The organism is Pelagibius sp. (assembly GCF_965227505.1).
Lineage (GTDB): Bacteria > Pseudomonadota > Alphaproteobacteria > Kiloniellales > Kiloniellaceae > Pelagibius.
On sequence record NZ_OZ245757.1, the window covers coordinates 4,727,882 to 4,750,352 of the forward strand.

Below are 22,471 nucleotides of genomic sequence, written 5' to 3' on the forward strand. Positions count from 1 at the left end.
ACCCGCTGGAGCCCAGGCGGAGAGGCTCGAACCCGCCTTTGCGATGGATGCTCGGGTCAAGCCCGAGCATGACAGCGTAGGGGTCAACTAGAGTACGTCCCCGCCCAACTCCGGAAACACCTTCGAGACCTTGCCCAACAGGTAGTCGCCGTAGGTCCCTGTGAAGGCTTGCAGGTCAGCGTCGTCCCAGCGCGGCTCGCCGGGGGCGACCTGGCCGATGTTCGCCTCGGGCGGCAGCGGCTCCATCGCCGCGGCGAAGTCGGGATCGAAGAAGAGGGGGAAGGAGAGGCGGTCGGCGCCGCTTTCGTTCAGCACTCGGTGCGGCGTCGAGCGGTACCAGCCGCCGGTCAGGCGGTCCAGCATGTCGCCGATGTTGCAGACCAAGGTGCCGGGCAGCGGCGGGGCGGCGATCCAGCCGCCGGGCGTCTTCACCTGCAGGCCCCCCTTGGCATCCTGCGCCAGCAGGGTCAGGAGGCCATAGTCGCTGTGCTCCCCGACGCCCCAGCTCTCCGCCGTCTTCAGGTGCGCCGGCGCGCTGGCCGGATAGTGGAAGATGCGGAACAGGATGGTCGGCTCGGCGGTGTAGGTGCGGTCGAAGTAGTCCTCTTCAAGGCCGAGGCTGAGGGCCATGCCGCGCATCAGGGCGTGGCCCGCGCGGGTGGCGGCGCCCATGTAGGCCTCCACGGCGGGCCGCAGTTCCGGCACCTCTGCCGGCCAGAGGTTGGCGCCGTGCAGCGGCCAGCCGGCGGCGACGCGGGGATGGTCGGCGGGCAGCTCGCTGCCGAAGTAGAGCCCTTCCTTCAGGTCCGGGCGGCCGGAGGTCAGCTCGCCGCCCAGCGGGAAGTGCCCGCGCCAGGCGCGCCCGCCCTTGCTCATGGCAATGGCGGCCTTGGTCTCTTCCGGCAGCGTGAAGAAACGGCGGCTGGCGGTCTCCAGCGCAGCCAGAACGCTGTCGCTGACCCCGTGACCGCTGACATAGAAAAAGCCGTGGGCGCGGCAGGCGGCGCGGATCTCCTCGGCGACCGCCGCGCGCTCCGCCCGCCCGCCGCCGAACAGTGGCGCCATGTCGATGACGGGCAGGCGGGTGCCGCTCATTTGGGGATTATCCCGCTGCCCGCCCGCGCCGGCCACGGCGACGGCCCTCACGTCCAGCCGGCGCTTCCGGAACAGCACCCAACGGCCCCGCCTGTTGCTGCTCGGCGCCCTTGGAGATCTCGCCCAGCTTGGCGATGACGCTGGCCATCTCCGGCGGGGCTCCCTTCTCGTGGGCCTCCAAGGCGGTGCGCATGGCGCGGATGTGCTCCGGCGTGGTGCCGCAGCAGCCGCCGATGATACGCACCCCGGCGTCAAGCGCCAGGCGGGCATAGTCGGCCATCAGTTCCGGCGTGCCGGTGTAGTGGATCTCACCGTCCACGTATTCCGGGATGCCGCAGTTGCTCTTGGCGATCAACACGTCGGCGGTGTCCTTGGCCTCTTCCAGGTTGAGGATGGCAGCCATCAGCTCCGAGGCGCCGGTGCCGCAGTTGCCGCCGAAGGCGACGGGGCGCGGTTCCAGTTCGTGAGCCAGGGTAGCGAACTGTGCCGGCGTCACCCCCATCATGGTCCGCCCGTTGGTGTCGAAGGAGAGGGTGACGGCGTAGGGCAGGGCGGCGGCCTTGGCGCCCATGACGGCGGCCTGCACCTCGTCGACGGCGGAGATGGTCTCGATCCAGGCGAGATCGGCGCCGCCGGCGGCGAGGCCCTTGGCCTGCTCGGCGAAGGCCGCTGCGCCTTCCTCGACGGTCAGCGGCCCCAGCGGCTGAAAGAGATCGCCGGTCGGGCCCATGGAGCCGGCGACGATCACGTCCTTCCGTCCGCTTTCCGCGATGGCGCGGTGGGCCAGCTCGGCGGCGGCCTTGTTGATCTCGAAGACCTTGTCCTGGGCGCCGTGCAGCTTCAGCCGGTTGGCGGTGCCGCCGAAGGTGTTGGTGAGGATGACGTCCGAGCCGGCGTCGATGAAGGAGCGGTAGTGGCGCACCACATCGTCCGGGCGCTCCAGGTTCCAGAGCTCCGGCGCGTCGCCGTGCTGCAGGCCCATGGCGAAGAAGTTGGTGCCGGTTGCACCGTCGGCCAGCAGCCAGGGGCGGGTTTCCAGCAGGTCGGTCAGGCGGTCGGCCATAAGCGCTTCACAGGTCCTTCAGATGTGGGTCGCGGACGATAGGCCCTTCCTTGAGAGAGGGCAAGGCGGGACCCCCCACCCTAACCCTCCCCCACAAGGGGGGAGGGGATACCTTCCGAGCAGGCCGCCTGATGTCCCCCTCCTCCTCGATGGGGGAGGGATGGGGAGGGGGTGAGTCCCCCGCGTTACGACCGCATCCGTTCATTGGTCGGATCGTAGAGCCCCTTCATGCCGACGGCTGCGACCTCGACGGGGAACTTCTGATTGAAGTACTCGATCTCGAGCTGGCGGCCCTCCTCGCAGTAGTCCTTCGGCAGGTAGCCGAGCGCGATGGTCTTTCCGACAGACGGACCGTAGGCCAGGCTGGTGGTGTAGGAGCGCCGGCCGAGCGAGTCGATCAGCACGTCGTCGTTTCGGGGATCGACGATCGGGCAGTTGCCGAGCGGGAAGCGCGTCACACCGTCCTTGTCGACACTGTCCGTGACCGTGAGGGTGCAGAGCATCGCCGGCTGCTGGCTGCGCTCGCGCTGCTTCAGATAGGCGGCCTTGCCGTGGAAATCGGCGGCCTTGACCTTGGGGCGGGCGAGTCCGGCCTCGACCAGATTGTACTCGGTCAGCAGGTCGGCGTTCTGCAGGCGCAGGCTCTTTTCCAGCCGGCGGCTGTTGGCGTAGGTCTCGATCCCGATCGGGGCTATGCCGACCTCGCGGAACATGTCCCACAGCGCCAGGCCGTAGGCGAGCGGGAAGTGCAGCTCCCAGCCCTGCTCGCCAACATAGGAGATGCGGAAGCCCTTCACCGGCACGCCGCGCAGGGTGAAGTCGCGGCTGGCCGCGAAGGGGAAATTCTCGGGATCGAGGCCTGCCGGATCGTCGGCCAGTTTCTTCAGGCTCTCGCGCGCGTTCGGTCCCCAGACGCCGATGCAGCCGAAGTGATCGGTCCGGTCTTCGACGAAGACCGACCATTCCTTGTCCTGGGTCATGCGCCGCAGATAGGTCATGTCGCGATGGCCGGCGTCCGCGCCGTCGATGACGCGAAAGCGGTCCTCGGCCAGGCGCAGGACGGTGAGGTCCGCGAGCACGCCACCGGTGTCGTCGAGGAAGTTGGTGTAGACGCCCTTGCCGACGGCTGTGTCGCCGGCGACCTTCGAGGAGGAAACGTACTCCATCAGCCGTTCCGCGTCGCGGCCCGATACGTCGTAGACCGCGAAGTGGGAGAGGTTAATCATGCCGACGTTCTCGGAGAGCTCCAGATGCTCGGCGTTGGAGACCCGCCAGAAGTGCCTGGCGTCCCATTCGTTCAGCCGCTCCGGGACCCGGTTGGCGTGCTTGGCCAGCAGCGTCTCCTCGTTGGAAGCGTAGCCATGCGCCCGCTCCCAGCCGGCGATCTCCATGAAGTAGCCGCCCAGCTCCTTTTCCCGCAGATAGAAGGGGCTGCACCGCAGGTTCCGGCCCTTGGAGTAGGGCTCCCGGTTGTGGACGGGCGGATTGTAGATCTTGAACGCCGTCTCGTAGCAACGGTCGTAGATGAAGGGCTCGGTCTTCTGAATCGGATAGTAGCGGGCGTAGTCGATGCTGTGATGGTCGAACTCGGTCCGGCCGTCGGTCATCCAGTCCGCAATGAGCTTGCCCGTTCCGGGTCCGTCCTTGATCCAGACGGAGACGCCGTACCACAGGCCGCGCACATCCGGCGACTCGCCGATGGAGGGCCCGCCGTCGGCGGTCACCTGCAGCAGTCCGTTGAAGGAGTGCTTCTCGTTGTAGCCGAGCTCCCCGAGGATCGGGGTCAGCTCCATTGCGCGCTCCAGCGGCTCGATGACCTGCTCCATCTCGAGGTCGCGCTGGGAGGGGGAGAGGCGGGCCTCCTCCTTCTCCAGCAGGTCGCGCGGATGGACGAGGCGGGGCGCCTTCTCCTCGTAGTAGCCCCATTCGATCTGGCCGCCCTCGGTCGTCTTCGGGTCGCCGGTGTCGCGCAGATAGGCGGAATTGCCCTGGTCGCGCAGCAGCGGATAGCGGATCTCCTTACCCGTCCCGGCGAATTCGTTGAACGGCCCGAAGAAGGTGAGCGGATGGTCGACCGGCATGACCGGAAGGTCCTCGCCCGCCATGGCAGCGATCAGGCGGCCCCACAAACCGGCGCAGACCACGACGTGATTTGTCTCGATAGTGCCGCGGGTGGTGTGGACGCCCTTGATGCGGCCGTTCTCGATATCGAGGCCGGTGCAAGGGGTGTTGGCCAGGGTTTCCAGCTTGCCGGTTTCCTCGGCGTCGCGGATCATCTCCCCGGCGACGACCTGGGAGCGCGGGATCACCAGACCCGCATCCGGGTCCCACAGCCCGCCCTGGATGACGTCTTCCTCGACCAGCGGCATCAGTTCCTTCACCCGCTTCGCCGTGATCATTTCGACCCGGTTGCCGAAGGCGCGGCCGGAGCTGACCCGGCGTTCGAGTTCGCGCATCCGCTCGTCGTCGCCCTTGCGGGCGACCTCGATGCCGCCGATACGTGCGTAGCGTCCGCGCTTCTCGAAGAAGTCGATGCTGTACCGGGTTGTGAAGATGGTGATCTGGTCGTGCATCGTGTTGAAACAGAAGTCCGAGGCATGACCGGTCGAGCCGATGTCGGTCGGGATGCCCGACTTGTCGATCCCGATGATGTTGTCCCAGCCCCGCTCGATCAGGTGATGGGCAACGGAGGCCCCGACGATGCCGCCCTGGCCGATGATCACGACGTTCGCGCTCTTATGGACCTTTGCCATTCACTCCGTCTCCGTCTGGCGGGCCTGTGCCGCCCGATTGGCCTCGGCGTCCGCTCCGCCTCCGCAAGGGGCCTATTCTTTCCCGAAGCCGGCCGGCTGCTCCCTGTCTGCGCGACCGCAATTGTCGTATCTCCGACACCTTTGCCCGCCGCCCGTGGCATCGGCCGGGAGCGGCGGAATTCCGGGGCTTCGGGGCGGGTCGCCGGGGCGCGTACTGGCGCATTTTCGCCCGACCCGGTCGCGCGTGCGACAGAGCGCGAAATGCGCCGATGCCGATAATCCGGCTCGTCCCAAGGGTGAGGATCGGACCATGGCAAGGTTGGCAAGCGGCGAGGGGATCATGCCCTCCGACGGCGGCCGGGCGCGCGGACGGCGCGGCCGGGGCGGCGGCGGTGCGGAAGCGCGGCGCGCTTTGCGCGGCAGCGGCACGGCGGGCAAGAACCGCTTCATCGAGCGGCAGATCCCGCCCTACGAAATCCTCTCGGAAGAAGGGCTGGCCCTGGTCGAGGAAAACGCCGAGACGGTGCTGGAAGAGATCGGCATCGAGTTCCGTGACGACGCCGAGGCGCTGGCGATGTGGAAGGATGCCGGCGCCGATGTCGAGGGGGAGCGCGTGCGTTTTCCCCGCGGGCTCTGCCGCAAGCTCTGCGAGACCATCCCCTCCAGCTTCATCCAGCACGCCCGCAATCCCGAACGCTCCGTTGTCATCGGCGGCAACAACACGGTCTTCGCGCCGGTCTACGGTCCGCCCTTCGTGCGCGATCTGGAGGGCGGGCGCCGCTATGCCACCATCGAGGACTTCCAGAACTTCGTGAAGCTGGCCTACATGGCGCCGGCGCTGCATCACTCCGGCGGCACGGTCTGCGAACCGGTCGACATCCCGGTGAACAAGCGTCATCTGGACATGGTCTACGCCCACCTGCGCTACTCCGACCTGCCCTTCATGGGCTCGGTCACGGCGCCGGAGCGGGCGGAGGACTCGGTGGCCATGGCGAAGCTCGTGTTCGGCGCGGACTTCGTCGAGAACAACACCGTGATGATCAACCTGATCAACGCCAACTCGCCGATGACTTTCGACGACACCATGCTGGGCGCGCTGAAGGTCTACGCCCGCCACAACCAGGCCTGTATCGTCACGCCCTTCATCCTCTCCGGCGCCATGGCCCCGGTGACGCCCGTTGGTGTGATGACCCAGACCCTGGCCGAGGCGATGGCCGGGCTTGCCTTCTCCCAGCTCGTGCGCCCCGGCGCCCCGGCTGTGCTCGGCAGCTTCGCCTCCTCGATCTCCATGCAGTCGGGCGCGCCCACCTTCGGCACGCCGGAGCCGGCGCTGGTGCTCTACGGCATGGCGGCCCTGGCCCGGCGCCTGGGCGTCCCCTTCCGCTCCGGCGGTTCGCTCTGCGGCTCCAAGGTGCCCGATGCCCAGGCGGCCCACGAAAGCTCCCAGACCCTGCTGCCGACCGTGCTCGGCGGGGTGAACTTCGTTCTCCATTCCGCCGGCTGGCTGGAGGGCGGCCTGGTGTCGTCCTATGAGAAGTTCGTCATCGACGCCGACCAGCTCGGCATGATGCAGACCTTCGCCCAGGGCTATGATCTCAGCGAGAACGGCCAGGCCATGGACGCGCTGCGCGAGGTGGGACCTGGCAGCCACTTTCTCGGCTGCGCCCACACCCAGGCCAACTTCGAGACCGCCTTCTACCGGTCGTCGATCGCCGACAACAACTCCTTCGAGCAGTGGGAGGCCGAGGGCGCGCAGGATGCCTACCAGCGCGCCAATGGGATCTACAAGAAGATGCTGGCGGACTACCAGGCCCCGGCGCTCGACCCGGCGCTCGACGAAGCGCTCCAGGCCTTCATCCGCGAGCGCAAGGACTCCATGCCCGACGCGTTTTCCTAACGCAGCGTGCAGTCCGGCAGGCTGAGACGCAGCAGGGCACCGTCCTCGCGGTTGAGTGTCAGGATGATGCCTTGCGCTGGTCCCGAAGAGAGCTTCAGGAGCCCTTGATCCGCGAGGGTCTGCAGCTCTTCAGCCGGCGCGACGGTATCGGGGAGGACGACCTCGACCTCCGCGATCTCGCGGATTCCCATGGCGCTCTGGCGCGCGGACTGGTGCTCGTCGGGCCAGTGGTCCGGGCGCAGATCTCCGGGGGAGCCGAAGACGAGGGGCTGGGCAAGGTCGTCGCTGAAGGCGGCGATGGGCAGCACCTTGCGCCCTGTCGGTCGGAAGGGCGTGTGATAGTCCCAGGTCTCGAAGGGCAGGGGGACCTGCGGCCCGTAGCCGCGCAAGGCGACGCCGAGCGGTGAGGCGGCGTTCTCCCGCCAGCGCGCCCGATCTGCCAATTGGGTGCGGGCGACCGCCGGCGAGCGGGCCTCGGCCTCGTTCTCCAGCCATAAAAGCTCAAGATAGGCATTGTCGAAGACATAGCAGATGTTGCGCGTTCCCTGCCCGGGATGGGAACGGCGAAAATTCTCCTCAAATCCCAGGGATTCCAGGCGCCCTGGTTCCGGGCCGTCCGGCGCGATGAAGATGAAAAGGTGGTCCAGTTCCATGCGATCTCCGTAAAAGAAGAGATGACCGGCCAGGCAGGCCAAGGCGCAGCAGGAACGGCTGCCTTCAGCCCCTCCCCGGCATCCTCGATGCGAAGCGGAGAGGCAGCCTGCCTTAACCCTTCGCTAACCATGTGACAACCCGGTCGGGCAGAACCGCTTTCGCGGGCCCGCTCGGATCAGGAGTGAGGGCGGGTCATGCTTATCAGCTTCGAAGCACGGGACCGAGAAGTCATCGAAACGCAAAGGAGCGACCTGCAAGGTCTGCTTGCGCAGTCCTCTGTCTCGTCGCGAAAGCCCTGCGGCAACTGCGGCTCCGCCTCCGCGACGGGCAGCGCCTGCGGCTGCGGGCTGGACTGGTCGCGGCTGGCCCGGCAACTCTCTTCCGACCCTGAGCGCTTTCCCATCGAAGCGGGCATTCTGCCTCTGGTCTTCGCGCTGTCCGAGGTGCCGGCACTCTCGCCCTGCTGGTCTTGTGAGGGCCATCTTGATGCGGAGGGCAGGCTGCATCGCCTGCCGAGCGTCTGGTTCACCTGCCACGCGCTGGCTTACCCGAGCCTGCTCGCCGAGGCTCTCGCAGCGCTGTCGGCGAAGCGCGTCCTGAAGCACACCTGGCAGGTCGCCGCGGTGCACTGCGGGTCTCAGTTCGAGCCGGTCTTTGCGATCGAGCCGCGGATCGACGCCGGGGACGTCAGCCTGAGCGGGCTGCACGCCGACATCCTTGCGCTCGCGGCAAATCTGAGAGACCGGATGCACAGCCTGGCGGCTGCGCACATCGCCCGCCTCGACGCCCGCTTGCTGGCGGCCTGACTCAAGAACCCCTCTGGCGGCCGTCGGTCGTGGTGAAGGGGGAGCGATAGTCGTCGCCCGGCGTGAGTCCTCCAATGGTTCGGAAAAGCATAAGTCCGCGGGCGTTGAGAGAAAAACGATACCGCGGTCTTCCCACTTGTGAAACGCTGCACACACAGTTGAAGAACGAATGAAACGCGTTTCTTACAAATGTCCATTGATCGCGATTGGGACCTCGGTCACACTACAGCCAAAAGCACCTAACGCTGTCTCGGTGTGAGTCGGCCCTGTCCGCGGAGGGATCTGAAGTTCGGACCTTCCGCTCTCGCTTTTCGTGTTCTTGCGTCGACCCGACATCGCAGCGTCCGGACCCTTCTTCGGGGTCCGGAAAGGCAGGTCCAGGCCCGACAGAGGCCGGCAATTGGGAGGAACGACGCCAATGCTTCAATTGAGCAAAGAAGATCTCGTCAAGGCGTACACGCAGATGCGCACGATCCGCGATTTCGAGGAACGGGTGCATGAGGAGTTTGCCGGCGGCGGCATTCCGGGCTTCGTCCACCTCTATGCGGGAGAAGAAGCCTCGGCCGTCGGGGTCTGCATGAACCTGAATGACAAGGACAATATCGCCTCGACCCACCGCGGGCACGGCCACTGCATCGCCAAGGGCTGCGACGTGAAGGGCATGATGCAGGAGATCTACGGACGCCGGGGCGGCCTTTGCGGCGGCAAGGGCGGCTCCATGCACATCGCCGACCTCTCCAAGGGCATGATGGGCGCCAACGGCATCGTCGGCGGCGGACCGCCGCTGATCTGCGGCGCCGCGCTCAGCGCCAAGACCCTGGGCACCGGCGGCGTGGCGGTCGCCTTCGTCGGCGACGGCGGCTCCAACCAGGGCACGACGCTGGAATCCTATAACCTCGCCAAGGTCTGGAATCTGCCGGCGATCTTCGTCGTGGAGGACAACGGCTATGCCGAGTCCACCGCTTCGGCCTGGTCGGTGGCCGGCAGCCAGATCAAGCGGGCCGAAGCCTTCGGCATGGAGGGTTACGAAGTCGACGGCCACGACTTCTTCGCGGTCTACGAGGCGGCGCGCGACGTCATCGCCAAGGCCCGCGACGGCGGCGGGCCCAGCCTGCTGCACGTGAAGCTCAACCGCTACTTCGGCCACTTCGAGGGCGACGCCATGACCTATCGCGGCGACGGCGAGGTGGATGCGCTGCGGGAAAGCCGGGACAGCCTGCAGATCTTCCGCCAGCGGGTGTCGGAAACCGGCCTGCTGGAAGCGGCGGAGATGGATGAGATCGACCGCTCGGTCGCCGGTCTGGTCGACGAGGCGGTCAGCGAGTCGGAGACCGCGCCGCCGCCGACCCGCGACGACCTCACCACCGACGTCTACGTCTCTTACTAGGGGAGGGTGCGATGCCGAAGAAATCCTTTCGCCAGGCGATCAACGAGGCCCTGGCCATGGAGATGCGCCGCGACCCAACAGTGGTGCTGATGGGCGAGGACGTGGCCGGCGGGGCCGGTGCAGCCGGGGAGGACGACGCCTGGGGCGGCCCGCTGGGCGTCACCAAGGGGCTGATGCCGGAGTTCGGGCGCGACCGCATTCTCGATACGCCGATCAGCGAGAGCGCCTTCATCGGTGCCGCTGCCGGTGCGGCGGCCACCGGCCTGCGCCCCGTCGCGGAGCTGATGTTCGTCGATTTCATGGGGGTCTGCCTCGATCAGATCTACAACCAGGCGGGCAAGTTCCGCTACATGTTCGGCGGCAAGGCCGTGACGCCCATGGTGGTGCGCACCATGTACGGCGCCGGCTTCCGCGCCGCCAGCCAGCACAGCCAGTGCCTCTATCCCGTCTTCACCCATATGCCGGGCCTGAAGGTCGCGATTCCCTCCTCGCCCTACGAGGCCAAGGGCCTGCTGATCCAGGCGATCCGCGACGACGATCCGGTGATCTTCTTCGAACACAAGGTGATGTACGACGACGAGGAGGAGGTGCCAGACGAGGCCTACACCATCCCCTTCGGCGAGGCCAACCTGACCCGCGAAGGCGACGACGTGACCATCGTTGCGCTCGGCCGCATGGTTCAGTTCGCCAACCAGGTAGCCGACAAGCTGGAGGGCGAGGGCATCAGCTGCACCGTGGTCGATCCGCGCACCACCTCGCCGATGGACGAGGACACCATCCTGGAATGCGTGGAGGAGACCGGACGGCTGGTCATCGTCGACGAGGCCAGTCCGCGCTGCAACATCGCCACCGACGTTGCGGCGCTGGTCTCGGAGCAGGCCTTCGGCGCCCTGAAGGCACCCATCCGCAAGGTGACGCCGCCCCATACGCCGGTCCCCTTCGCCGCCGAGCTGGAGGACCTTTACATTCCCAACCCCGAGCGTATCGAAGAAGCCGTGCGGAGCGTCATGGCCCATCAAGCATGAGAGGATTCAGTCTATGAGCGAGGCGGCGGCAATCCAGGCCATTACCATGCCCAAGTGGGGCCTGGCGATGGAGGAGGGCAAGGTGAGTGCCTGGATGGCCGAGGAAGGCGCGGCCATCGACAGCGGCGAGGAGATCCTGGAGATCGAGACCACGAAGATCACCAACGTTTTCGAGTCTCCGGTCGCCGGCACTCTGCGCCGCCGCGTGGTGGCCGAGGGCGAAACGGTGCCTGTCGGCGCTTTGTTGGGCGTTGCGGCGGCAGCCGACACGCCCGAGGACGCCATCGAAGCCTTCATCGCCGATTTCCAGGCCAACTTTGTGGTCGAGGCCAGCGATGCGGCCGAGGCGCCGGAACCGGAGATGATCACCGTCGCCCGGCGCCAGCTCCGCCATTTGCGCATGGGGCCGGAGCAAGGCCCGGCGGTGATCCTGGTGCATGGCTTCGGCGGCGACATCGAGAGTTGGCTGTTCAACCAGCCGGTCCTGGCGGAAAGCCACCGGGTCTATGCCCTCGAACTGCCCGGCCACGGCGGTGCGGAGAAAAGTGTTGAAGGCCTCGACGTCGCTACCCTGGCGATGCTGCTGGCCGACTACATGGACGCCGCCGAGACCGGCCCCGCCCATCTGGTCGGCCTCTCCCTCGGCGGCGGGATCGTGCTGAAGCTGGCCCTCGATCAGCCGGAGCGGGTGACGGCCCTGAGCCTGCTGGCGCCGGCGGGCTTCGGCCCGGAGCTCAATATGGACTTCATCGAAGGCTTCATCGCCGCCGAGCGGCGCAAGGAGATCAAGGGGCTGTTGGGCCAGCTCTTTGCCGATCCGGAACTGGTGAGCCGCGACATGGTCGACAAGGTGCAGAAGTTCAAACGTCTGGACGGGGTAAAGCCGTCGCTGCGGGGCCTCGCCGACAGCGTCTTCCCCGGCGGCCATCAGGCGCTGGTGATGAAAGACCAACTCGCAAGCCTGGCCATGCCGGTACAGGTGATCTGGGGCGATGCGGACGCCATCCTGCCGCCGGCCCAGAGCGAGGGCATGCCGGACAACGTGCGCCTGCGGATCCTGGAGCAGATCGGCCACATGCCGCATATGGAGGCCGCCGGCGAGGTGAACCGTCTGATCGCGGACTTCGGGGACTAGGGTCGCGTAAAAGCCGGTCTGCTTGTCACGGCGGCGGCTCCGCAGCGCTGTCGCAGCTGCCGTAGCCTTACCGATCCATGATCATCTCGAAGCCGCCGTAGATCAGGCGCTTGCCGTCGAAGGGCATGGGGTTGTGGTCCGGCTGCATGCGCGGGTCCTCCATGACCTTCTGCCAGGCTTCGTCGCGCGCCGCTTTCGAGGGCCAGACGACCCAGGAGAAGACCACCGTCTCGCCGGCTTCGCACTTCACCGCCATGGGGAAGGAGGTCAGTTCGCCGTCCGGCACGTCGTCGCCCCAGCACTCCACGGCCTTCAAGGCACCGAACTCCTTGAAGACTGCTGCGGACTCCTCGGCGTGTTTCAGGTAGTCCGCTTTCTTGTCGTTCGGCACCGCGGCGACGAAGCCATCCACATAGGCCATCAAAGGGTCTCCTTCATTTCTTGTTGTGGGCCATCTCAAGCGCGGCGATATCGATCTTGCTCATCTGCAGCATGGCCTGCTGCACGCGTTCGGCGGCGGCCCGGTCTGGCGAAGCCAGAAGACGGGGAAGGGCTTCCGGCACGATCTGCCAGGACAGGCCGAAGCGGTCCGTCAGCCAACCGCAGTGCCCTTCGGCGCCGCCCTCGGCGACGAGCGCGGCCCAGAGGCGGTCCGTCTCCTCCTGGTCCTTTGTCGTCACCGCAATCGAGGCCGCTGGTGTGAGGGCATAGTGCGGTCCGCCGTTGAGGGCCTGATAGGGCGCGCCTGCCAAGGTGAAGAACACCATCAAGGCCGGGCCGTCCGGGTCCGGTCGCATGACCTCGGTGATTCCGGAGTCGGGCAGCAGGGAGACGTAGAAGCGCGCCGCTTCCTCGGCCTGACTGTCGTACCACAGGCAGGTGGAGACCTTTGCCGCAGCGCTCATTGCTGTTGCTCCTGTGTCGCTGGGATGCGCTGCAGGTAGCCGTCGAGGGCTTCCAGGGTCTCCCGCCAGCTGTCTTCATAGCCGCTGGCATGGGCCGCCCTGCGCGCTTCGCCGGAGACGAAGACGGCATCCAGCGTCACCCTGGTTCCTTCCGCATCGTCCTCGAAGAGCACCGTTACCATGGCACGGGGCGGCAGTCCGGCGCCGCAGGCATCCGGCGCTTCGGCGTCGCCCTCTATGACCAGACGTTGCCCGGGAACCAGTTCCCTGATGACGCCGCGGCTCGGGTGGGCACTGCCGTCGGGGGCGTGCATGACGACCTCGAAGAGGCCGCCGATGACGAGGTCGAGGCGCGCCGTGGTCTTCTCCGGCCCGAAGGGTCCCCACCAGGCGGCCAGGTGTTCCGGATCGGTCCAGACCTGCCAGACGAGCGCGCGCGGCGCGCGATAGCACCGGGTGATCGTCAGGCTGCGTTCAGCAAGATCGCTCATGACGCCACGGCCTGCTCGGCCAGGTGGTCGGCGAGCCGGCCAAGCAACCAGCTCCAGCCACCCTCGCGCGCCGCCCGCGTGTCGCCGCCGTCGAGAAAAGCGGCCTGCTCGGTAAACACCATGCGGGTCGCCTCTCCGGCCGGCTCCAGCTCGACGGTCGCCAAGGACACCGAAATCGGTACGCCACCCATCACCATTCGATAGGAAAACACCAGCCTGCGGTCCGCAACGATGTCGTGGTAGACCGTTTCGTTGAGGAAGGATCGGCCGCTGGGCTCCAGACCGTCGCAGACCTCCGCGCCGCCGATGCGAAAATCCAGGCTGTGGGTCTTGAGCTTGAAGCCCTCGCCTTCGGCAAACCAGCGGCGCTTGGCGGAGGGGTCCGCCCAGGCGGCAAAGACACGTTCCGGCGGCGCTGCGAAGCTGCGCTCGATGGTAAAGGTGTCGTGGTCGACTCTGCGTCCCGTCATGCGTCCGGCTCCCTTGAAGGCGTTCTCCTGACGCTGCCGCGTGCTGTACCGCTGCTTGGCTCAGCCGTCATCGCCCGTCCCCTTGGCCTGCAGACTGTTGAGGTAGGCATCCAGGCGGTCGAAGCGCGCTTCCCAGATCGCGCGCTGGCCCGCCAGCCAGCGCTCGGCCTTTGCCAGCTCCCGCGGCTTGACCGAGCAGGTACGGACCCTTCCGACTTTCTTGGAGCGCACCAACCCGCTCTCCTCCAGAACCTTCAGGTGCTGGAGGAAGGATGGCAGGGCCATGTCGAAGGGCTCGGCCAGTTCCGTCACCGAAGCGGGTCCCTGGTTCAGGCGCTGGATAACCGCGCGCCGTGTCGGGTCGGCAAGAGCGCGGAAGACAGTGTCGAGAACAACTTCTTGGTTAGGCATATGCCTAACTTATCAGAGCCGCTTCAGAGCCACAAGACAGTTAGGCGATTACCTCACTAAATGCATTGAGTGTAATCTGCGCGCTCAGTGTTCGGATCTTAAGCCAGTGAACGCAGGTCCGCCCGCAACTGGTCGGGGTCCGGGCTGGCGAGTTCTGCGTCGACCGCGTCATGGGTCGCGCGCCACACGGGCACGGCCTCGACCAAAAGGCTGCGGCCTTTGTCCGTCAGGGCCAAACGCTTGGATCGCGAATCTTTGGGGTCCGGGACGATGCTGACCAGGCCCCTGCGCTCCAGCGGCTTCAGTGCGGCAGTCAGCGTTGTGCGGTCCATCGCCAGGAAGGGCGCGAGATCGACGATCCGCGGCGGCTCGGGCCGGTTCAGCGCCATCATCATCGAGTACTGCCCGTTGGTCAGACCGAAGGGGCGCAGCGCGGTGTCGAACCTGCGCGCCAGCGCCCGCGCGGCGCGTTGGACATGCAGGCAGAGACAGCGGTCACGCACCTCATGCGTGACGGAAAGAGGCAGGTCATCTCGCATCATGGTAATTAAGTTGATATCAACGTAAAAATCTGTCAAGCTGTCTCTGTAAGCAAGAAACGGGAGCATCCGCAATGACCTCTGTAAGCGGATTTCTGCTGGAAGAGGGAGATGCCGCATAATGATCGAGATCAGCGCCTTTGCTTGGGTGCCGCCGTTCGCGCAGGGCTATGTGAAGGACCTTCGGCCCCGCTGGGCTTTGGAAGAGGCGGGGCTCGATTACGAGGTCCGGACTTTGTCCGGTGACGACCAGAACGCGCCTGCGTACCGTGCCTGGCAGCCGTTCGGTCAGGTGCCGGCCTATCGGGACGACGAAGTCGAACTCTTCGAAAGCGGGGCGATCGTTCTTCGGATTGCTGCGCAGTCGAAGGCGCTGTCCCCGCGCGACCCGCAGGATGCGGCGCAGATCCAGGCCTGGGTCGTTGCGGCGCTCAACTCGATCGAACCCAAGGTCGACAACCTCGTCTTCCCGTCGATCTTTTACGCCGGAGAGCCATGGATCGAGGGGTGGCGGCCCCATGCCGAGGCGGTTCTCGAGATGCGGCTTGAAGCACTGTCGAAGTGGATGGACGGGCGCGACTGGCTGACGGGCCGGTTCAGCGTCGCCGATATCGTCATGGCCTCCGTCCTGAGAGCCCTGGAAGAGGAACCCCTTTGGGCGCGCTTCCCCCGCCTCGTGGCCTATCTCGATCGCTGTCTTGCCCGGCCGGCCTTTGGGAGAGCGCTGAGGGCGCAGATGGAAACCTTTGCCGCAAACGAGCCGGCGGAGGCCTGATCGCAGGCTTTCAAAGTCGAAGCGCAGCGCGGCCGCTCTCAGGACGGCCTCTTGGCGTTGCCGGGGGCGGCGCCGGGCCTGGCCGTAGATGCGGGGAACCAGAAACCTCAACTCCAGGATATGGCGACCTTGCGGGCCAGTTCCTGGTTGAACAGTCTTTCCATGGAACTGCCGAGCGACGGCGTGCGGTCGATGGCTTTCTGCAGCGCTGCCTTGGGCCATTCGATGTACTTAGCCTCCGGCGGCAGGGAGACGCTGGCGGTCGCGGTGCCGCCGAGGAGAAACGAGACCTCGCCGATGAAGAGGCCGGCCGGCAGCGTGAACGTGCGGCCGGCCTTTTGAATCTCGACGTCTCCGTCGATGACGAAATAGAGGCTGGGCACGGCTTCGCCCTCGACGGTGAGTTGCGTCGGCTTGGTGGCGGTATGCCACTCCGCCATCTGCATCAGGCGTCGGAACTCCCCGGGGGTCAGCACCTTCAGCATGTCGACGAAGCAGTCCTCGTGCTCGAGGCCGTGGCTCAGCCTTCGGTCCAGGACCACCCGGGCGATGCCGATCAGGTTGGCCGCGGCCAGGCCGGTGCTCCAGAACATGGCACCCCAAAGCGGAGCAATCGGAAAGAGATAGTAGTAGGCGGTGTAGATGAGGCTGCCGGCCAGCACCAGGCCGCGCAGGACCAGCTGATTGCGATTGAGAAGACCGAAAATCTGAAGCAGCGCGGCGGCGTGAACCAGCAGACCGGCATTCCAGGCCAGATCCAGTTCCTGAAACAACTCAACCTCCCCAATCGACGGCGGCGGCGCGGTCGGTTACCCTTGGTTGCAAGTTGCGCGCAGCCTATGCCGGAAGGGGAGGCCGGGTTAACTGCCCAAGTTTGTTGAACCCCCTAAAAAAAGATTCACCGATTACTCCCTTTGCGCCCTTGTTCAGCTTTCATAGCTGCGTTGGTAGGCCGGGCGCTGCTTGAGGCGCCCGTGATAGGCCTGCAGGATGGGGTAGTCGCCGATGAGTTCCAGATGCGCTGCCATAAAGCAGCTATGGCCGATCAGGATATCTGCGCCGGTGAACGCGGGCCCGAGCAGGTAGTCGCGCCCCCTCAGCGCCTTTGACAGCGCCTCGGCGCGCAATGCGAAGTCGCGCCGGCCATAGTCGGCGAACTCGGCATTGTGCTGGCGGCCCGGCGGCCGCATGGCTTCCAGCGGCCTGACCGCGTTGTCGAAGTAGGCCATCAAAGCCGGGTCCATCTCCGCGCAGGCGAAGGTGCACCACTGGTAGTAAAGTGCACGCTCCGGGCTTCCGGGCGGCGGCGCGAGGGTCTTCTCCGGATGCTCGTCGATCAACTGCATCACCACCGCCACCGACTCGAACATGGTGTAGCCGTTCGCCTTCAGGGCGGGGACCACCCCCAGGGGATGGATGGCGCGATAGTCCGCGCCGTTCTGCTCGCCCTCCATCAGCTTGACCGGATGGCTTTCGTAGTCGAGGCCCAGTTCTTCCAACGCCCAGCGGGCTCTTTGGGAGCGGGTGGGCGGCCATTCGTACAAGATGCGCATGCTGTCCTCCGTCTCGGGTTGCAGCCGCCGCTTCCAGCGGCCTGACAGTTCCTAGACGAAGCGCACGGGCTGATTCCGACAGCGGATGCGTTGACGATTCTCACGGAACCGCGGAGTGAAGCCCTTCGCGAAGACCGCGGCGCGCGGGGTTACGCCCCAAGATACTCCCGCGCGGCGTCGCTCAGCCAGCGCCAGAGGTAGTCGGAGAAAGAGCGGCGGGTGTAGAGGTCGTAGCCCGGCCCGCTTGCCGCGCCGGGCGCGCCGGCATCGCTCACCCGGTGCAGGGTGACGGCGGCCTTGGCGACGTGGCTCTGGGCGCAGTGCCCCGCGGCGAAGACGCCTGGGTGCAGGTCCAGCGGGCAGCCCTTGGCGATGACATCGGCGGCGCGCGGGCCGGCAATGTGGATGCAGGCAAGGCTCTCGCCCACCTCGGTCACCGAAGCGTGGAAGTCCGCGAGGGCCTCGCGCAGGCGTTCGGCCAGGCGGCTCTCGGCCGTCGGCTCGTCGTCGTGGCTGACCGCGAGCCACTCGTCCGGGCCCAGCCAGAGCACGGCGGTCCGCTCGCTGCTTGCGACCGTGTTGGGCTCCAGGGGCAGGGCGACGCCGAGGGCCTGATGGACGGCGGACAGGAAACCCTCGTCCGAAGGATCGCCGCGCAGGTTCACCGCCGCTGGAAGAGTCTTTTCCTGAAGACGCACCGGCGCGGCCTCCTGGCCGCTCGGGTCGCGGGCTTCCAGGCCGAGGTGCGCCAGCGCGCTCTGTCTGAGGTAGCTCTCAACCACGCATCCGCTCCCCGTCCGGATCGAAGAACACCGGGCTGTCCGCCACGACGCAGGGCACCACCCTGCCGCCCACCAGGGGCGCGTAGAGCGTTTCGCCCTTGCGCGCAAGGCCGCCCTTGACCAGGGCCATGGCGATGGAGCGGCCGCAGTTGGGGCTGTAATAGCTGGAGGTGATATGGCCCAGCATCGCCATGGGCGGCTGCGCCTGCACGGTCTCCACGAGCTGCGCGCCCTCCGGCAGCACCTCGTCCGGGTCCGTGGTCAGGATGCCGACGAGCTGCTTGCGGTCCGGCTTCGCCATGTCCTCGCGCGTGAGGGAGCGTTTGCCGATGAAGTCCTTGGTCTTGGAGACGATCCAGCCCATGTCGAGATCGAGGGGCGTGACAGAGCCGTCGGTTTCCTGGCCGACGATGATGTAGCCCTTTTCCGCGCGCAGCACGTGCATGGCTTCGGTGCCGTAGGGGGTGATGCCGTAGCGTTCGCCCGCCGTCATCACCGTCTGCCAGACCGCCATGCCGAAGGAGGCGGGCACGTTGATCTCGTAGGACAGCTCGCCGGTGAAGGAGATGCGGAAGATGCGTGCCGGGGCGCCCGCCACCCGCGCGGCGGTGTAGCCCATGTGCGGCAGGGCGTTGGCCGAAAGCTCTGCGTCGCTCAGCTCGGCCAGCAGGCGCCGGGCGTTGGGCCCGGAAAGGGTGATGGTGGCGAACTGCTCGGTGACCGAGGTCAGGAAGACCTTGAGGTCCGGCCACTCGGTCTGCAGGTAGTCCTCCAGATGGGCCAGCACCGGGGCGGCATTGCCGGTGGTGGTGGTCATCAGGAAGTGGTTTTCGCCGAGGCGCGTGGTGACGCCGTCGTCCATCACCATGCCGTCCTCGCCCAGCATCAGGCCATAGCGGCAGCGCCCGATGTCGAGCTTCTTCCAGGCGTTGGTGTAGACGCGGTTCAGGAACTCGGCGGCGTCCGGCCCCTGGATGTCGATCTTGCCGAGGGTCGAGGCATCCAGCACACCGAGGGACTCGCGCACCGCCTTGACCTCGCGGTTCACCGCGGCGTGGATGTCTTCGCCGAACTGGGGATAGTACCAGGGCCGGCGCCACTGGCCGACGTCCTCGAAGAGGGCGCCGTTGCGCTCGTGCCAGGCATGCATCGGCGTGCGGCGGATCGGGTCCAGCAGGTCGTCCACGTCGCGCCCGGCAAAGATGCCGAAGCTCACCGGCGTGTAGGGCGGGCGGAAGGTGGTGACCCCAACCTCCGGCAGCGGGCGGCCGAAGTCGTCGGCGACGATGCCGATGGCATTCACGTTACCCAGCTTGCCCTGGTCGGTGGCCATGCCCGTCGTGGTGTAGCGCTTCACGTGTTCGATGGAGCGGTAACCCTCGCGCAGGGCCAGCTTCAGGTCGGCGGCGGTGACGTCGTTCTGTTGGTCGACGAAGTGCTTGGCCTTCTTGCCCAAGGGTTTGTCGGAGGGGACCAGCCAGAGCCAGCGCCCCGGCAGGCAGCCTCTGTCCTCGGCGCTGGCTGTCACTGCGGCGCCGGCGGCGAAGCCGGCTTCTCCGGCTGCCGCTGCCCCCGCCGCCGCGCCTTCGGCCAGGCAGCTGGCCAGGCCGAAGCCGCCGTTGGCCGCCCCGGCGGCGCGCTGGCCCGGCTGCTGGGCCTGGCCCGGCAGGAAGCAGGCCTGCTCGGCATCCCAAACGAGCTGGCCCTTGGCATGGCAGAAGAGGTGGACCGTCGGGCTCCAGCCGCCAGAGACGGCCAGGAGGTCGCAGTCGATCTCCTCCACCGCGCCCACCACGGCGTCGCCCTCGGCGCTCAGCTCGGCGACGCGCACCTTGTTGACCCGCTTCTTGCCTTCGGTGCCGATGATAGCGTGGTCGGCCAGGATGCGCAGGCCGGCGGCCTCCGCCCGTTCGGTGAGCGGCCCGCCGGGGGCGGCGCGCAGATCGACCACGGCGGCGACCTCGACGCCGGCGGCGGTCAGGTCCAGAGCCGCGCCGTAGCCGCTGTCGTTGTTGGTGAAGACCACGGCGCGCCGGCCCGGCTTCACGGCGTAGCGGTTCAGGTAGCTCTGCACCGCCGAGGCGGTCATGATCCCCGGGCGGTCGTTGTCGGCAAAGACCATAGGCCGCTCAATGGCCCCGGTGCAGAAGACCGCCTGCTTGGCGCGCAGCTTCCACAGGCGATGGCGCGGCAGGTGGTCGGGCGCTTCGGGCAGATGGTCGGTGACGTTCTCCATCACGCCGTAGAAGCCGTGATCGAAGGCGCCGTAGACGACGCTGCGGGTGAGGATGCGCACCTCGGGCATGGCCGCCAGCTCGGTCTGGGCATCGCGCACCCAGTCGAGCGCCGGGCGGCCGTCGATCGTCTCCGCGCTGGCGCTCAGGAGCGCGCCGCCCAGCAGGGCGTCCTGCTCGATGAGGATGACGCGCGCGCCGGCGCGCCCGGCCGCCAGGGCCGCGGCCAGCCCGGCCGGGCCGGCGCCAACCACCAGCACGTCGCAATGAGCGAAGGTCTTGTCGTAGCGGTCCGGGTCGCGCCCGCTGGGGGCGGTGCCCAGCCCGGCGGCGCGGCGGATGAAGTGCTCGTAGGCTTTCCAGGCGCTCGCCGGCCACATGAAGGTCTTGTAGTAGAAGCCGGCCGGGATCAGCCTTGCGCCCAGGCTGTTGACGGCGCCGATGTCGAACTCCACCGAGGGCCAGGCGTTCTGGGATCTGGCGTTGAGGCCCTCCACCAGTTCCACCTGGGTCGCCTTCATGTTGGGGTCGGTGCGCGGGTCCTCGCCGACCTGGACCAGGGCGTTGGGCTCCTCCGGGCCGGCGGTGACGATGCCGCGCGGGCGGTGGTACTTGAAGCTTCTGCCGACCAGATGGACGCCGTTGGCCAGCAGCGCCGAGGCCAGGCTGTCGCCGGCCAGACCCTGATAGCTCTTGCCGTTGAAGGTGAAGCGCAGCGGCTTGTTGTGGTCGACCTGACCGCCGTGAGGCAGGCGCATGCGTCCGGACAAGGTCTTTCTTCCTCCCTCAGACGACGCGCCGGCGGTCGAGCGCGGGCGGGGCCGCGCCCATGGGATAGACCGCCAGGATTTCGTAAGTCACGGTGTCGCGGGCGACGTTGAACCAGCGGCGGCAGCCCTGGGCGTGGTTCCAGCGCTCCAGCAGCACGCCTTTGGGATTGTCGCGCAGAAAGACGAACTCGGCCCACTCGGCATCGCTCAAGGCCTCCGGGTTCTCCGGGCGCGCGATGTGCGCCTCTCCGCCGTTGGAGAACTCGGTTTCCGAACGCAGTCCGCAGTAGGGGCAGGGGATCAGCAGCATGGCCGGAAGGTGCCTTTCAGTGAGCCACGGCTGCGGCGCCGTGCTCGTCGATGAGGAAGCCGCTGCGGAAGCGGTCGAGGCTGAAGGCCGCGTTCAGGTCGTGCGGCTCGTCGCGGGCGATGGTGTGGGCGAAAACCCAGCCGGAGCCCGGCGTCGCCTTGAAGCCGCCGGTGCCCCAGCCGCAGTTGAAGTAGAGGCCCTCCACCGGCGTCTTGGAGAGGATCGGGCTGGCGTCGGGGCAGACGTCGACGATGCCGCCCCACTGGCGCAGCATGCGCATGCGCCGGAACAGCGGGAACAGCTCGCAGATGGCGGCCAGGGTCTCCTCGGTGACCGGCAGGCTGCCGCGTTGCCCGTAGCCGATGTAGCTGTCGACGCCGGCGCCGATCACCAGCTCGCCCTTGTCGGACTGGCTGATGTAGGCGTGGACGGCGCCCGACATGACCACGGTGTCGATGACCGGCTTCACCGGTTCGGAGACCAGGGCCTGCAGGGGCAGGGACTGCACCGGCAGGCGGAAGCCAGCCATGTTCGCCATGACGCTGGAGTGTCCGGCGGTGACCACGCCGACCTTGCCGGCTTCGATCAGGCCCTTGCCGGTTTCCACGCCGGTGATCCGGCCGCCCTCGATGCGGAAGCCGTTGACCGGGCACTCCTGGATGATGTCGACGCCCAGTGCGTCCGCGGCGCGGGCGTAGCCCCAGGCGACCGCGTCGTGACGGGCGGTGCCGCCGCGGCGCTGCAGACTGGCCCCCAGCACCGGATAGCGGCCGCCGGCGCGCAGGTCGATGATGGGCACCATCTCCTTCACCTGGGCGGCGCTGAGGATTTCGGAGTCGATGCCGTTCAGCCGGTTGGCGTTGACGCGGCGCGAAACCTCCCTGAGGTCATGCTGGTTGTGGGCCAGGTTCAGGACCCCGCGCTGGGAGAACATGACGTTGTAGTTCAGGTCCTGGGATAGCCCCTCCCAGAGCTTCAGGGCGTGCTCGTAGAGTGCTGCCGACTGGTCCCAGAGATAGTTGGACCGCACGATGGTGGTGTTGCGCCCGGTGTTGCCGCCGCCCAGCCAGCCGCGCTCGACGACCGCGACGTTGGTGATCCCGTGGTTCTTGGCCAGGTAGTAGGCGGTGGCCAGCCCGTGGCCGCCGCCGCCGACGATCACCACGTCGTAGCGCTGCTTGGGCTCGGCGCTGCGCCAAGCCTGCGGCCAGTTCTCGTGATAGGAGGCGGCGTTGCGCAGCAGGCTGAAGACGGAGTAACGCGATTTCATCCGCGGCTGGCTTCCCTGTTAACCGTATCCCCTGGCTCATCCCCGGGCCCGGTCTTACTGACCGAGTCCTCCCGACCGGGCTTTGCGCCCCACGCGCGACGGCCCTTTCTCCATGCTGGCATCCGGCCCCGGCCTTGGCAACGGCA

22 protein-coding genes are annotated in these 22,471 nt (G+C 67.2%); 6 read left to right on the top strand and 16 right to left on the bottom strand.

Going from position 1 to position 22,471, the window contains the following annotated elements; translation table 11 throughout:
• Positions 1-87 precede the first annotated feature (87 nt).
• From ACO06P_RS22200 to ACO06P_RS22210, 3 genes are all read right to left on the bottom strand, one after another.
• A complete protein-coding gene (locus ACO06P_RS22200) occupies positions 88-1,095 on the bottom strand; it encodes an isopenicillin N synthase family dioxygenase (protein WP_420347413.1) in 1,008 nt (335 codons plus the stop codon).
• 7 nt (positions 1,096-1,102) lie between these two features.
• Entirely contained in the window at positions 1,103-2,158 is a 1,056-nt protein-coding gene (gene bmt, locus ACO06P_RS22205) for a betaine--homocysteine S-methyltransferase (protein ID WP_420347414.1), read from the bottom strand.
• Positions 2,159-2,343: 185 nt separating this feature from the next.
• Positions 2,344-4,911: a GcvT family protein gene (locus ACO06P_RS22210; protein WP_420347415.1), complete on the bottom strand. Its 2,568-nt coding sequence runs from the start codon at positions 4,909-4,911 to the stop codon at positions 2,344-2,346.
• 310 nt (positions 4,912-5,221) lie between these two features.
• On the opposite strand from ACO06P_RS22210, the gene ACO06P_RS22215 reads away from it, so the two are divergent.
• Entirely contained in the window at positions 5,222-6,808 is a 1,587-nt protein-coding gene (locus ACO06P_RS22215; RefSeq protein ID WP_420347416.1) for a trimethylamine methyltransferase family protein, read from the top strand.
• Here ACO06P_RS22215 and ACO06P_RS22220 read toward each other — a convergent pair.
• Positions 6,805-7,461, bottom strand: coding sequence for a VOC family protein (locus ACO06P_RS22220; protein WP_420347417.1), 657 nt, complete (start codon positions 7,459-7,461; stop codon positions 6,805-6,807). The genes ACO06P_RS22215 and ACO06P_RS22220 overlap by 4 nt on opposite strands.
• Before the next feature lie 195 nt (positions 7,462-7,656).
• Between ACO06P_RS22220 and ACO06P_RS22225 the strand changes: the two genes are divergently transcribed.
• The 4 genes from ACO06P_RS22225 to ACO06P_RS22240 all read left to right on the top strand — a co-directional run bounded on the left by ACO06P_RS22225 (position 7,657) and on the right by ACO06P_RS22240 (position 11,815).
• Positions 7,657-8,268 carry a hypothetical protein gene (locus ACO06P_RS22225; RefSeq protein ID WP_420347418.1) on the top strand — a complete coding sequence of 204 codons (612 nt, stop codon included), beginning with the start codon at positions 7,657-7,659 and terminating at the stop codon, positions 8,266-8,268.
• Between the two features lie 418 nt (positions 8,269-8,686).
• Positions 8,687-9,655, top strand: coding sequence for a thiamine pyrophosphate-dependent dehydrogenase E1 component subunit alpha (locus ACO06P_RS22230; RefSeq protein ID WP_420347419.1), 969 nt, complete (start codon positions 8,687-8,689; stop codon positions 9,653-9,655).
• 11 nt (positions 9,656-9,666) lie between these two features.
• Positions 9,667-10,680 (top strand): alpha-ketoacid dehydrogenase subunit beta, encoded by a 1,014-nt coding sequence (locus tag ACO06P_RS22235; RefSeq protein ID WP_420347420.1) that lies wholly within the window; start codon positions 9,667-9,669, stop codon positions 10,678-10,680.
• A 13-nt stretch (positions 10,681-10,693) separates the two neighbouring features.
• Positions 10,694-11,815, top strand: coding sequence for an acetoin dehydrogenase dihydrolipoyllysine-residue acetyltransferase subunit (locus ACO06P_RS22240; RefSeq protein ID WP_420347421.1), 1,122 nt, complete (start codon positions 10,694-10,696; stop codon positions 11,813-11,815).
• A 67-nt stretch (positions 11,816-11,882) separates the two neighbouring features.
• Here the strand turns inward: ACO06P_RS22240 and ACO06P_RS22245 are convergent, their stop codons facing one another.
• The 6 genes from ACO06P_RS22245 to ACO06P_RS22270 form a co-directional block, all read right to left on the bottom strand.
• Complete coding sequence (locus ACO06P_RS22245; RefSeq protein WP_420347422.1) at positions 11,883-12,236, bottom strand: DUF1428 domain-containing protein; 354 nt, start codon at positions 12,234-12,236, stop codon at positions 11,883-11,885.
• A 13-nt stretch (positions 12,237-12,249) separates the two neighbouring features.
• Positions 12,250-12,720: a VOC family protein gene (locus tag ACO06P_RS22250; protein ID WP_420347423.1), complete on the bottom strand. Its 471-nt coding sequence runs from the start codon at positions 12,718-12,720 to the stop codon at positions 12,250-12,252.
• Entirely contained in the window at positions 12,717-13,211 is a 495-nt protein-coding gene (locus tag ACO06P_RS22255) for an SRPBCC family protein (RefSeq protein WP_420347424.1), read from the bottom strand. The genes ACO06P_RS22250 and ACO06P_RS22255 overlap by 4 nt, the downstream gene beginning before the upstream one ends.
• Positions 13,208-13,681: an SRPBCC family protein gene (locus tag ACO06P_RS22260; protein ID WP_420347425.1), complete on the bottom strand. Its 474-nt coding sequence runs from the start codon at positions 13,679-13,681 to the stop codon at positions 13,208-13,210. Before ACO06P_RS22260 ends, ACO06P_RS22255 begins: the two co-directional genes overlap by 4 nt.
• Before the next feature lie 60 nt (positions 13,682-13,741).
• The gene (locus ACO06P_RS22265; RefSeq protein ID WP_420347426.1) at positions 13,742-14,092 is read right to left on the bottom strand and encodes an ArsR/SmtB family transcription factor; all 351 of its coding nucleotides are present in this window, start codon (positions 14,090-14,092) and stop codon (positions 13,742-13,744) included.
• A gap of 98 nt (positions 14,093-14,190) precedes the next feature.
• Complete coding sequence (locus ACO06P_RS22270; RefSeq protein ID WP_420347427.1) at positions 14,191-14,670, bottom strand: MarR family winged helix-turn-helix transcriptional regulator; 480 nt, start codon at positions 14,668-14,670, stop codon at positions 14,191-14,193.
• 82 nt (positions 14,671-14,752) lie between these two features.
• Here ACO06P_RS22270 and ACO06P_RS22275 point away from each other — a divergent pair, with 82 nt between their 5' ends.
• Entirely contained in the window at positions 14,753-15,406 is a 654-nt protein-coding gene (locus ACO06P_RS22275) for a glutathione S-transferase family protein (protein WP_420347428.1), read from the top strand.
• Positions 15,407-15,513: 107 nt separating this feature from the next.
• Here the strand turns inward: ACO06P_RS22275 and ACO06P_RS22280 are convergent, their stop codons facing one another.
• The 6 genes from ACO06P_RS22280 to ACO06P_RS22305 all read right to left on the bottom strand — a co-directional run bounded on the left by ACO06P_RS22280 (position 15,514) and on the right by ACO06P_RS22305 (position 22,325).
• The gene (locus ACO06P_RS22280) at positions 15,514-16,179 is read right to left on the bottom strand and encodes a Crp/Fnr family transcriptional regulator (RefSeq protein WP_420347429.1); all 666 of its coding nucleotides are present in this window, start codon (positions 16,177-16,179) and stop codon (positions 15,514-15,516) included.
• Between the two features lie 153 nt (positions 16,180-16,332).
• Positions 16,333-16,959, bottom strand: coding sequence for a glutathione S-transferase family protein (locus ACO06P_RS22285; RefSeq protein WP_420347430.1), 627 nt, complete (start codon positions 16,957-16,959; stop codon positions 16,333-16,335).
• A 149-nt stretch (positions 16,960-17,108) separates the two neighbouring features.
• Entirely contained in the window at positions 17,109-17,741 is a 633-nt protein-coding gene (locus tag ACO06P_RS22290) for a sarcosine oxidase subunit gamma (protein WP_420347431.1), read from the bottom strand.
• The gene (locus tag ACO06P_RS22295; RefSeq protein ID WP_420347432.1) at positions 17,734-20,745 is read right to left on the bottom strand and encodes a sarcosine oxidase subunit alpha family protein; all 3,012 of its coding nucleotides are present in this window, start codon (positions 20,743-20,745) and stop codon (positions 17,734-17,736) included. The genes ACO06P_RS22290 and ACO06P_RS22295 overlap by 8 nt, the downstream gene beginning before the upstream one ends.
• Before the next feature lie 16 nt (positions 20,746-20,761).
• Positions 20,762-21,055 (bottom strand): sarcosine oxidase subunit delta, encoded by a 294-nt coding sequence (locus ACO06P_RS22300; RefSeq protein WP_420347433.1) that lies wholly within the window; start codon positions 21,053-21,055, stop codon positions 20,762-20,764.
• 16 nt (positions 21,056-21,071) lie between these two features.
• Complete coding sequence (locus ACO06P_RS22305) at positions 21,072-22,325, bottom strand: sarcosine oxidase subunit beta family protein (protein WP_420347434.1); 1,254 nt, start codon at positions 22,323-22,325, stop codon at positions 21,072-21,074.
• Between the last annotated feature and the right edge of the window lie 146 nt (positions 22,326-22,471).

What these genes read in the sequence shown, in the direction of transcription:
- ACO06P_RS22220 (WP_420347417.1), bottom strand. Translation starts at nt 7,461, where the DNA reads ATGGAACTGGACCACCTTTTCATCTTCATCGCGCCGGACGGCCCGGAA.
- ACO06P_RS22300 (WP_420347433.1), bottom strand. Translation starts at nt 21,055, where the DNA reads ATGCTGCTGATCCCCTGCCCCTACTGCGGACTGCGTTCGGAAACCGAG.
- bmt (WP_420347414.1), bottom strand. Translation starts at nt 2,158, where the DNA reads ATGGCCGACCGCCTGACCGACCTGCTGGAAACCCGCCCCTGGCTGCTG.
- ACO06P_RS22225 (WP_420347418.1), top strand. Translation starts at nt 7,657, where the DNA reads ATGCTTATCAGCTTCGAAGCACGGGACCGAGAAGTCATCGAAACGCAA.
- ACO06P_RS22260 (WP_420347425.1), bottom strand. Translation starts at nt 13,681, where the DNA reads ATGACGGGACGCAGAGTCGACCACGACACCTTTACCATCGAGCGCAGC.
- ACO06P_RS22275 (WP_420347428.1), top strand. Translation starts at nt 14,753, where the DNA reads ATGATCGAGATCAGCGCCTTTGCTTGGGTGCCGCCGTTCGCGCAGGGC.
- ACO06P_RS22235 (WP_420347420.1), top strand. Translation starts at nt 9,667, where the DNA reads ATGCCGAAGAAATCCTTTCGCCAGGCGATCAACGAGGCCCTGGCCATG.
- ACO06P_RS22215 (WP_420347416.1), top strand. Translation starts at nt 5,222, where the DNA reads ATGGCAAGGTTGGCAAGCGGCGAGGGGATCATGCCCTCCGACGGCGGC.
- ACO06P_RS22285 (WP_420347430.1), bottom strand. Translation starts at nt 16,959, where the DNA reads ATGCGCATCTTGTACGAATGGCCGCCCACCCGCTCCCAAAGAGCCCGC.
- ACO06P_RS22265 (WP_420347426.1), bottom strand. Translation starts at nt 14,092, where the DNA reads ATGCCTAACCAAGAAGTTGTTCTCGACACTGTCTTCCGCGCTCTTGCC.
- ACO06P_RS22255 (WP_420347424.1), bottom strand. Translation starts at nt 13,211, where the DNA reads ATGAGCGATCTTGCTGAACGCAGCCTGACGATCACCCGGTGCTATCGC.
- ACO06P_RS22200 (WP_420347413.1), bottom strand. Translation starts at nt 1,095, where the DNA reads ATGAGCGGCACCCGCCTGCCCGTCATCGACATGGCGCCACTGTTCGGC.
- ACO06P_RS22240 (WP_420347421.1), top strand. Translation starts at nt 10,694, where the DNA reads ATGAGCGAGGCGGCGGCAATCCAGGCCATTACCATGCCCAAGTGGGGC.
- ACO06P_RS22305 (WP_420347434.1), bottom strand. Translation starts at nt 22,325, where the DNA reads ATGAAATCGCGTTACTCCGTCTTCAGCCTGCTGCGCAACGCCGCCTCC.
- ACO06P_RS22210 (WP_420347415.1), bottom strand. Translation starts at nt 4,911, where the DNA reads ATGGCAAAGGTCCATAAGAGCGCGAACGTCGTGATCATCGGCCAGGGC.
- ACO06P_RS22230 (WP_420347419.1), top strand. Translation starts at nt 8,687, where the DNA reads ATGCTTCAATTGAGCAAAGAAGATCTCGTCAAGGCGTACACGCAGATG.
- ACO06P_RS22250 (WP_420347423.1), bottom strand. Translation starts at nt 12,720, where the DNA reads ATGAGCGCTGCGGCAAAGGTCTCCACCTGCCTGTGGTACGACAGTCAG.
- ACO06P_RS22245 (WP_420347422.1), bottom strand. Translation starts at nt 12,236, where the DNA reads ATGGCCTATGTGGATGGCTTCGTCGCCGCGGTGCCGAACGACAAGAAA.